At 64.8% G+C, this 8,683-nt stretch carries 8 protein-coding genes; 6 read left to right on the plus strand and 2 right to left on the minus strand.

All coding sequences use genetic code 11. From position 1 onward, the window contains the following. Positions 1-8: 8 nt before the first annotated feature. From IG197_RS12965 to IG197_RS12990, 6 genes are all read left to right on the plus strand, one after another. Positions 9-1,457 carry a hypothetical protein gene (locus IG197_RS12965; protein ID WP_192319307.1) on the plus strand — a complete coding sequence of 483 codons (1,449 nt, stop codon included), beginning with the start codon at positions 9-11 and terminating at the stop codon, positions 1,455-1,457. Positions 1,458-1,611: 154 nt separating this feature from the next. Beyond that, positions 1,612-2,916 (plus strand): ABC transporter substrate-binding protein, encoded by a 1,305-nt coding sequence (locus tag IG197_RS12970; RefSeq protein ID WP_182575106.1) that lies wholly within the window; start codon positions 1,612-1,614, stop codon positions 2,914-2,916. Positions 2,917-3,141: 225 nt separating this feature from the next. Beyond that, on the plus strand, positions 3,142-4,023 hold the full coding sequence (locus tag IG197_RS12975; protein ID WP_192319730.1) for a branched-chain amino acid ABC transporter permease: 882 nt from the start codon (positions 3,142-3,144) through the stop codon (positions 4,021-4,023). Beyond that, a complete protein-coding gene (locus IG197_RS12980) occupies positions 4,020-4,985 on the plus strand; it encodes a branched-chain amino acid ABC transporter permease (protein ID WP_192319309.1) in 966 nt (321 codons plus the stop codon). Before IG197_RS12975 ends, IG197_RS12980 begins: the two co-directional genes overlap by 4 nt. Continuing rightward, positions 4,982-5,719 carry an ABC transporter ATP-binding protein gene (locus IG197_RS12985; protein WP_192319311.1) on the plus strand — a complete coding sequence of 246 codons (738 nt, stop codon included), beginning with the start codon at positions 4,982-4,984 and terminating at the stop codon, positions 5,717-5,719. The genes IG197_RS12980 and IG197_RS12985 overlap by 4 nt, the downstream gene beginning before the upstream one ends. Continuing rightward, a complete protein-coding gene (locus IG197_RS12990; protein ID WP_192319313.1) occupies positions 5,716-6,423 on the plus strand; it encodes an ABC transporter ATP-binding protein in 708 nt (235 codons plus the stop codon). The genes IG197_RS12985 and IG197_RS12990 overlap by 4 nt, the downstream gene beginning before the upstream one ends. On the opposite strand, the gene IG197_RS12995 is transcribed toward IG197_RS12990, so the two are convergent. Next, positions 6,420-7,847 (minus strand): sodium:proton antiporter, encoded by a 1,428-nt coding sequence (locus tag IG197_RS12995; RefSeq protein ID WP_192319315.1) that lies wholly within the window; start codon positions 7,845-7,847, stop codon positions 6,420-6,422. The genes IG197_RS12990 and IG197_RS12995 overlap by 4 nt on opposite strands. An 84-nt stretch (positions 7,848-7,931) precedes the next feature. Beyond that, a complete protein-coding gene (gene pncA, locus IG197_RS13000; protein ID WP_192319317.1) occupies positions 7,932-8,531 on the minus strand; it encodes a bifunctional nicotinamidase/pyrazinamidase in 600 nt (199 codons plus the stop codon). Positions 8,532-8,683: the final 152 nt, after the last annotated feature.

Consider the following 8,683-nt stretch of genomic DNA (forward strand, 5'->3'; position numbering starts at 1 on the left):
GCAAGGTGATGCGCGGAACCAACACAGCCACAACCGTCCAACGCAAAGCGGCAGCAGTGCTTGCCGCATGCGCTGCCGCCGCATCGCACACCTCGCCCGCTTTCGCCCATGCCTCCGACCGTGGCCATGTGCTGCTGTTGCCGACCGGGCATTACATAGCCGGCGCAGCGTTCGCGGTGGCGGCGAGTTTTATGGTGCTGGCACTGCTGCCGCCGGCGCGGCTGGTGTCCATCTGGCGCAAGCGCCTGCCGCTCGGCTCCATCCCTGATCTACGGTTGGCCGCGAGCCTCGCCGCCTTCGCCGTCTTCGCAGTGTTGATCACAGCGGGCTTCATCGGCTCGCACGACCCGCTGTCCAACCCGCTGCCCCTGACGGTCTGGACACTGCTCTGGGTCGGGCTCACGCTGGCCCAGGGCCTGTGCGGCAATCTCTGGTCCTGGCTCAACCCATGGTACGGACCTTATCGCTTGGTCACAGGAGCGCTGGGTGCCAAGGCTCGGCAAAAGACCCCACTGCATCTTCCCGAATGGCTCGGCTACTGGCCCGCAGTCATTCTGTTCTTCGCCTTCGCCTGGTTCGAGCTGATCGACCCCGCCCCGGACGATCCGGCACGCCTCGCCATGGTCGCCGGCCTCTACTGGATCATCTCCTTCACCGCCATGCTGGCCTTCGGCTTCGAGCGCTGGAGCCGTCAGGGCGAATTCCTCTCGGCCTTCTTCGCCATGATCGGCCGCTTCGGCATCGTCGAGGCAAGCAAGGACCGGTCCCGCCTGCGCCTTGCCCTGTGCTGGCCGGGCGCCAAGCTTTACCAAGCCGAAGCGCTGCCGCCCGCGGGGGCGCTGTTCCTGCTCGCGACCCTCGCTTCGGTATCATTTGACGGCTTTTCGAAGACTTTCTTCTGGCTCGGGCTCAACAGCATCAACCCGCTTGAACTGCCCGGCCGCACCGCGCTGGTCGCCACCAACAGCTTCGGCCTGATGGCGATGTTCGTTGCCCTCGCCGGCGTCGGGCTGCTCGCGGTCGCGGCAGGCGAAAGGCTGGTCCGCACCACCGTTCCGCTGCCCAACGCCGCCGGCCTGTTCGTCTGGTCGATCGTTCCCATCGCGCTGGCCTATCACTTCTCGCACTATCTGACGGCACTTCTGGTCAACGGCCAATACGCGCTGGTGGCGCTGTCGGATCCGTTCGCCTTGGGCTGGAACCTGCTCGGCACAGCCCACATGCCGGTCGAGGCCGGCATCGCCATGGGCGCGCATTCGGCTTGGCTGCTGTGGAACCTCCAGGCGGCGGCGATCGTCGGCGGGCATGTGCTGGCGGTGCTCGTCGCCCATGTGCTTGCCTGGCGCCTGCACCCGAGCGCGGCCAGTGCCTCGCTCAGCCAGTTGCCGCTCACCGTGCTGATGATCGGCTACACCGTTTTCGGCCTCTGGCTGCTCTCGACAGCAACGGCGGGATAGTGCAAATGCAGGCGGATTTTGACCTTGGGGAAGCAACTATTGCCACCTCCAGGGATTGGTGATCTAGTTTGTATACATGCAATTTTTCGCCCTCGGCGGAAGGGCTGCCAATCCGCACGATCGTTGGTCAAAGGACACGGCAAGGGGACAGGGCATGACTGACAGCAATCGCTTCTTCGACCTCGGAAAATCGCGCCTCAGCCGCCGCACGGCGCTGAAAGGCATCGCCGCCGGCGCCGGCCTGATGGCAGCCCCGGGTTTCGTACGCTACTCACAGGCGCAATCTTCCGCTCCGATCAAGATCGGCTTCCAGGCCCACCGCACCGGCATCGGCGCCGCCTATGGCCGCTGGTACGAAAAGACCACCAACGCCGCCGTCAAGCTGATCAACGATGCCGGCGGCATCAACGGACGGCCGGTCGAGATCATTGTCGAGGATGACGGCACCGACCCCAAGCGCGGCGCCGAAGTGGTGGCGAAATTCGCCAGCCAGCACAAGACCGACATCGTCTTCGGCACGCTGTTCTCGCATGTCGTCGTCGGCTCGGCGCCTACCGCCGGCGAGCTCAAGATCCCCTATTATGTCGTCAGCGAAGGCTATCACGTCGCCTCGGGCAAGCTGAACCGCTGGGTGTTCCAGCCCGGCATCACCGACGTGCGCTCGCAGGTCACCTCGGTCGCGCCCTGGGTCGCGGCCAACCTCGGCAAGAAGGTGACGATGATCTATCCGGACTACGCTTTCGGCTACGACCATCGCGACTATTTCGCGCCCGCCATCAAGGCGCAGGGCGGCGAGGTCGTCGCCCAGATCCCGATCCCACCGACCGAAAGCTCGTTCACCAAATACCTGCCGCAGATCCCTGCCGACACCGAGGTGCTGTACCACGTCATGGTCGGCCCAGGCGTCTTGACCTTCGTCAAGGAGCTCGGCGAATTCTACGGCTCGACCAAGCCGCAGCTGTTCGGCTTCATCGACTCGCTCGAGGCCGTCGACATCAACAGCCCGGGCCTCGAATTCCTCGACGGCAGCCATTTCTGGGAAGGCTCGCCGCGCTACGCCCAAGCCAATGACAGCGAGGCGCAGAAGGCGTATCGCGCCGCCGTCGGCATCGACGACAACGGCGCCTCGACGACGGATGCCAAGGACGTCTCGACCGCCGCCCACATGTTCGGCTGCTGGGAAACGCTCTACGTCATCAAGAAGGCGATGGAGGATTCAGGCTACAAGGGGCCCGAAGACCGCGCCAAGCTTGTCGAGGCGACCGAGGCGCTGACCGCGTTCAAGGAAGGTCCCGAGCACCCGCAGGGCGACAAGACGTTCAACGGCAAGATCCACCAGGTCTTCGGCCACCAGAACATCTCCAAGGTCGAAGGCGGCAAGCTCAACGTCGTCCACCGGACCTCGATCGAGGACGGTCTGTACGAGCCGGAGGCGGACTACACGACGCAGCCGTTGTGAGGGTACGGCGATAGACTGGCCTGTAATGCGCTCGACGTTGCCCCCCTCTGGCCTGCCGGCCATCTCCCCCACAAGGGGGGAGATCAGCAGCTCCGTCGCCGCTGCCATCTTGCACCATCCGTGGTTGGCGCAGATATCAGCGTCAGCTGATCTCCCCCCTTGTGGGGGAAATGGCCGGCAGGCCAGAGGGGGGTGCGACGAAGCGCAACCCAGGTGGGTTGGCTAGTGGCCTTCTTCCCGCATCTCCTGCTTGCCACGCTCGAAGGCCTGGTCACCTCGGCAGTGCTGGCGCTGACAGCGCTTGGCCTGTCGCTGGTGTTCGGCGTGATGCGCATCGTCAATGTCGCGCATGGCGAATTCTTCATGCTCGGCGCCGTGCTCGCATGGGCGATCACCACAGCCGTTGGTGGACACCCAGCTCTCGGCTTCGCCGCAGCCCTGGTGCTGGCGCCGCTGATCGTCGGCTTCATCGCCTGGATATCTGAGCGGCTTGTCCTGCGCCGGCTCGACTACAACCCGGAAGCCATCATCGTCGCCACCATCGGCCTGCTCTACATCATCCAGCAGCTGGCTCTGACCTTCTACGGCCCCGAGGCGCGGCCGGTGACGCCGCCCTTCAACGTCCGAATCCAGCTGCCCTGGTTCGGCTACTCCGGCTACAAGCTGTCGATCATCGCCGCATCGGCGCTTTTGCTGCTTGCCACGTGGCTTGTGCTGACCCGCACGAGGATCGGCCTTGTCATGCGGGCGACTCAATACGACCGTGAGACGGCTCAGGCCTTCGGCATCCCGGTCGGACGCGTCTATGGCGCGGTGTTCGCGCTTGGCGCGATGCTCGCGGCAATCGCCGCCGTGCTGATCGTGCCGATCCAGCAGGCGCATTATTTGATGGGTCTCGACCCGCTGTTGCTGTCGTTCATCGTCGTCATCATCGGCGGGCTGGGCTCGCTGCGCGGCACCGTCATTGCCGCCCTTCTCATCGGCGTATCCGACGGCATCATCTCGGTGTTCTTCTCGCCGACCCTGGCCAAGATCATCGCCACGCTCGTCGTCGCCATGGTGCTGGTGTTCCGGCCGCAGGGCCTGTTCGGAACGGCGACAAAATGAGCGACGACGGGGCGACTGCCAGGGTCTACGCGTTGCATGCAGTGGTCATCGCCCTGCTCGTCGCGCTCAACTTCATCCTGCCCGAGTACCACCATGGCGTTCTGGCGCGGGTGCTGGTGCTGGCCGTCTTCGCCATGGGCTACAACCTTCTGTTCGGTTATGTCGGGCTCTTGAGCCTCGGCCACGCCATGTTCTTCGCCGCCGGGCTCTATGGCGCCGGGCTGCCGCTCTATCATCTTGGCTGGGGCGTGGTGCCGGCCTTTGCCGGTGGCGTCGGCGCGGGCTTCCTCGTGTCGCTGATTGTCGGCCTGCTGGCGCTCCGGACTTCGGGTGTCGCCTTCATGATCGTGACCATGATGTTTGCCCAGGTGTTTTATCTCGTAACACTCTATTTCGGCGCATGGACGCGCGGCGACGAGGGGCTGGTGCTGCAGCAGCAGGCGCGGCAGATCACTTTGGGAACCGGCACGCTTGACCTGACCAACCCGGCGACGCGCTATCTCTCGGCAGTGGCGCTGTTTGCCGCTGCCCTGTTCGCCACGCTCGCCATCGTCCGCTCGCGCCACGGCCGTGTGCTGGTCGCGATCCGCGAAAACGAGGAGCGCGCGAAGATGCTTGGCTACGACACCTTCGCCAACAAGCTGGCGGCAGTCGTCACCTCGGGCGTCATCTGTGCCGCGGCCGGGGCGGCCTATGCCCTGTTGTTCGGCTATGTCGGCTCGACATTCGCCTCGGTGCAATATTCGATCCTGCCACTGCTCTGGGTGCTGCTCGGCGGTGCTGCGACCACACTCGGGCCGCTGCTCGGCACACTGTTCATGTACTACGTGATCGACATCACCAGCAGCTACACCTCGGCCTACATGCTTATTGTCGGCGCAATGCTGATCCTGTTGGTGCTCTGGTTCCGCAAGGGCGTTCTCGGCACGCTGCGCGACCGCTGGCTCGGGTGGCTGCCGTGACGGCGCTTCTGACCACCAAGGGTCTGTCGCGTCATTTCGGCGGCCTGCGCGCCGTCGACAATGTCGACTTCTCGCTTGAGCCGGGCGAGATCAGGGCGGTGATCGGCCCCAACGGCGCCGGCAAGACCACTTTCGTCAGCCTCGTCTGCGGCCGCTACGCACCGACCTCAGGCAGTATCGTCTTCGACGGCGAGGATATCACCGCCATGCCGGCGCATCTGCGGGTCCGGCGCGGCATCGCCTACACCTTCCAGATCACCAGCGTCTTCGCCAATCTCAGCGCCTACGACAACGTCGCCCTGCCGGTACAGCGCACACTGACCGACGGCCGGTCGCGCGGCGCGGTGCGGCAAGGGGCGATGGAGGCGCTGGAGCGCGTCGGCCTCGCTGGCCGCGCGCATGAGCAGGCCGGCGCTCTGGCCTATGGCCACCAGCGGCTGCTCGAGGTGGCCATGGGCCTGGCGCTCAGGCCGCGTCTGCTCATTCTCGACGAACCGACGCAGGGCCTGTCGGACGGCGAGATCGAGAGCTTCATCGCCCTGGCCCGCGAGATCGCCCGTGACGCCACCATCCTGCTGATCGAGCACAACATGCCCGTTGTCATGGAGCTGGCCCGTCGCATCAGCGTGTTCAATGCCGGCAGGATCCTCGCCGAAGGCAGCCCGGCCGAGATCCGCGCCAACGCCGCCGTGCAAGAAGCCTATCTTGGCACCGCTCAGGAGGCCGAAGCATGAATGCGGCGCTGACGATATCAGGCCTCGACTGCTTTTACGGCGAAGTGCAGGTGCTGCACGGCCTCGACCTCGAATTGCGCAAGGGCGAGGTGCTGTGCCTGCTCGGCCGTAACGGCGCCGGCAAGACCACGACGCTGAAGGCGATCATGGGGCTGGTGCCGGCGCGTGCGGGCTCGATCAGGCTGGGCGAACGCGTGCTGACCGAGCTCCCTGCGCACGAGGTGCCAAAGACGGGTGTGGCCTATGTGCCGCAAGGGCGCCGGCTGTTTGCCGAGCTGACCGTCGCCGAAAACATCGAGATCGGCCTGATGACCCGCAACAGGGGCAAGGCGGTGCGCGACAGCGTGCTCGACCTGTTCCCGCTGTTGCGCGACCGGCTGCAGCAGCGCTCCGGCACGTTGTCGGGCGGCGAGCAGCAGATGCTGGCCATGGCGCGCGCGCTGTGTGTTGAACCCGAGGTCCTGCTGCTCGACGAGCCGACCGAAGGGCTGATGCCGTCGATGATCGCCAAGATCCGCGAAACCGTGGCCAGGCTGCGCGAGCGCGGTGTCTCGACCATTCTCGTCGAACAGCGCGTCGACGCCGTGCTGCCCGTCGCCGATCGCGTCGCCTTCATTGAGAACGGTCGCAACCGCGAGACGGTGGACGTGGGGCGGCTGCGCGAGGATCCTGGGATGGTCAGGCGCTATGTCGGCGTGGGTTAGGCGAAGAACACAAACCCCGCGATCAGGAAAGTCGGGATCAGCATCGCGCTCGACCACAGCATGTAGCCGAAAAAGCCGGGCATCCTGACCCCGCTTTCCCGGGCGATGGCGTAGACCATGAAGTTCGGCGCATTGCCGATATAGGTGTTGGCGCCCATGAACACGGCGCCGGCCGAGATCGCCACCAGTGTTGTGGCAAAGGTCGTCATCAGCGCCTGTGGGTCTCCGCCGGCAAGCTCGAAGAAGACGAGATAGGTCGGCGCATTGTCGAGGAAGGACGACAGCACGCCCGTCAGCCAGAAATAGGCGAGGTTGTCAGGCTCGCCGCCCGGTCCGGTGACCAGCGCCACCAGCGGCGCGAAAGCCCCATCTAGCCCGGCGCGCAGGATGGCGATGACGGGCACGATGCAAACGAAGATGCCGGCAAACAGCTTGGCCACTTCGAGAATAGGACCCCATGAAAACCCGTTGGCGGCGCGGTATTCCTTGCGGGTGACCGCCAGTGACACGAAGGCCAATGCCAGGATGATGGCGTCACGGACGAGGTTCTGAAGTTCGACATGGACGCCGTAGACGGAGAACGCGACGCCGGGCTTCCATGACGCCGACATCAGGATCGCGGCGATGACACCGGCGAGCAAAGCGATATTGGCAAGTCCGCGGATGCGCACCTTCGAATGTGGTGTCGGGTCCTTGACCTTGGGCTGCCCGGACTCGCGCCGGTGAAAGTGCCAATCGACGGCGAGGAAGGCGGCCAGCACGATGCCGCCGACCAACAGCGCCTCGCGCCAGAGATGGACGGTGGTCCAGAAGAAGTCTACGCCGCGCAGAAAGCCGACGAACAGCGGTGGGTCGCCGAGCGGCGTCAGCGAGCCGCCGATGTTGGACACCAGGAAGATGAAGAAGACGATGACATGGGCGTTAAACGGCCGGTTGTCGTTGGCGCGGATCACCGGCCGGATCATGATCATCGACGCGCCGGTGGTGCCGACGACGGAGGCCAGCAACGCGCCAATGACCAGAAGGCCGGCATTGATGAGCGGCGTGCCCTGGATGTTGCCTGCCACCAGGATGCCGCCCGAGATGGTGAAAAGGGCAAACAAAAGAATGATGAAGGACATGTATTCGAGCAGCAGCGTGTGCAGCACGGCCTCGACTGAGATGTCGAAGCCGAAAGACAGCGCCATCGGCACCACCACCAGCGCCGCCCAGCCGGCTGTGATCTTGCCGTAGTGCTGCTCCCAGAGGTGCGGATAAAGCAGCGGCCCGGTGGCGATGGAGAGCAGCAATCCCGCAAACGGCAGTGCCCACACCAACGACATCGTCGCCCCGGGCAATCCCTGCTCGGCAGCCAGCGCGGTGCTTGCACTCGCCAGCAGGCAGGCCAGCGTCAGAGACGCTGCCGCAATACGCGAACCCTTCATGCCGTCCCCTCGGAACCGGCGTTTACGCCGGGCATTGTGTTCGAATTGGTGACCGCAACGTCTGATGCTGCCAAAGTCAGGAAATCAGACCAGCTTGACGCCGGCGTCACGCATCTTGCCGATCATCGAGTCGAGGGAACCGCCCAGATCGATCGCGCGGCACGCATCGAGCCGCACCGTGGTGGCGAAGCCATGCTTGACCGCATCAAGCGCCGAATAGGCGACGCAGAAATCGGTGGCGAGGCCGACAAGCGTGATCGAGGCGACGTCGCGCTCGCGCAGGTATCCGGCAAGGCCCGTCGGCGTGAAGCGGTCGTTCTCGAAAAACGCCGAGTAGCTGTCAATGTTCGGACGAAACCCCTTGCGGATAACCAGTTCGGCCTTGGACGAGGCGAGCCCGGAATGGAAATCGGCGCCGCGGCTGCCCTGAATGCAGTGATCCGGCCACAGCGTTTGGGGGCCATAGGACATGCGGACACTTTCGAAAGGCTGCTTGCCGGGATGGCTCGAGGCGAAGCTCGAATGACCGGCCGGATGCCAATCCTGGGTAAGCAGCACGTGCTCGCTGTGGCGGATCAGGTCATTGACCAGCGGGATGATCTCGTCGCCCCCATTCACGGCAAGCGCGCCGCCAGGGCAGAAGTCGTTTTGCAGATCGACGACGACGAGCGCGTCCGTAGCCATGATGTCCCCAACTCGTTTCTGATACCGCCGCGCTGGCGGGCCGCCGAAATTCGACCAGATGGCGGCCGGCGTCAACCTTCAACTTGGCCGCCATGCGCCCACCGGCAAGTGATCCGGCGAAGTAAAGCCAGGCTTTGACAAAAGATCGCGGC

The sequence above is a fragment of the Aminobacter sp. SR38 genome, assembly GCF_014843375.1.
Classification (GTDB): Bacteria; Pseudomonadota; Alphaproteobacteria; order Rhizobiales; family Rhizobiaceae; genus Aminobacter; species Aminobacter ciceronei.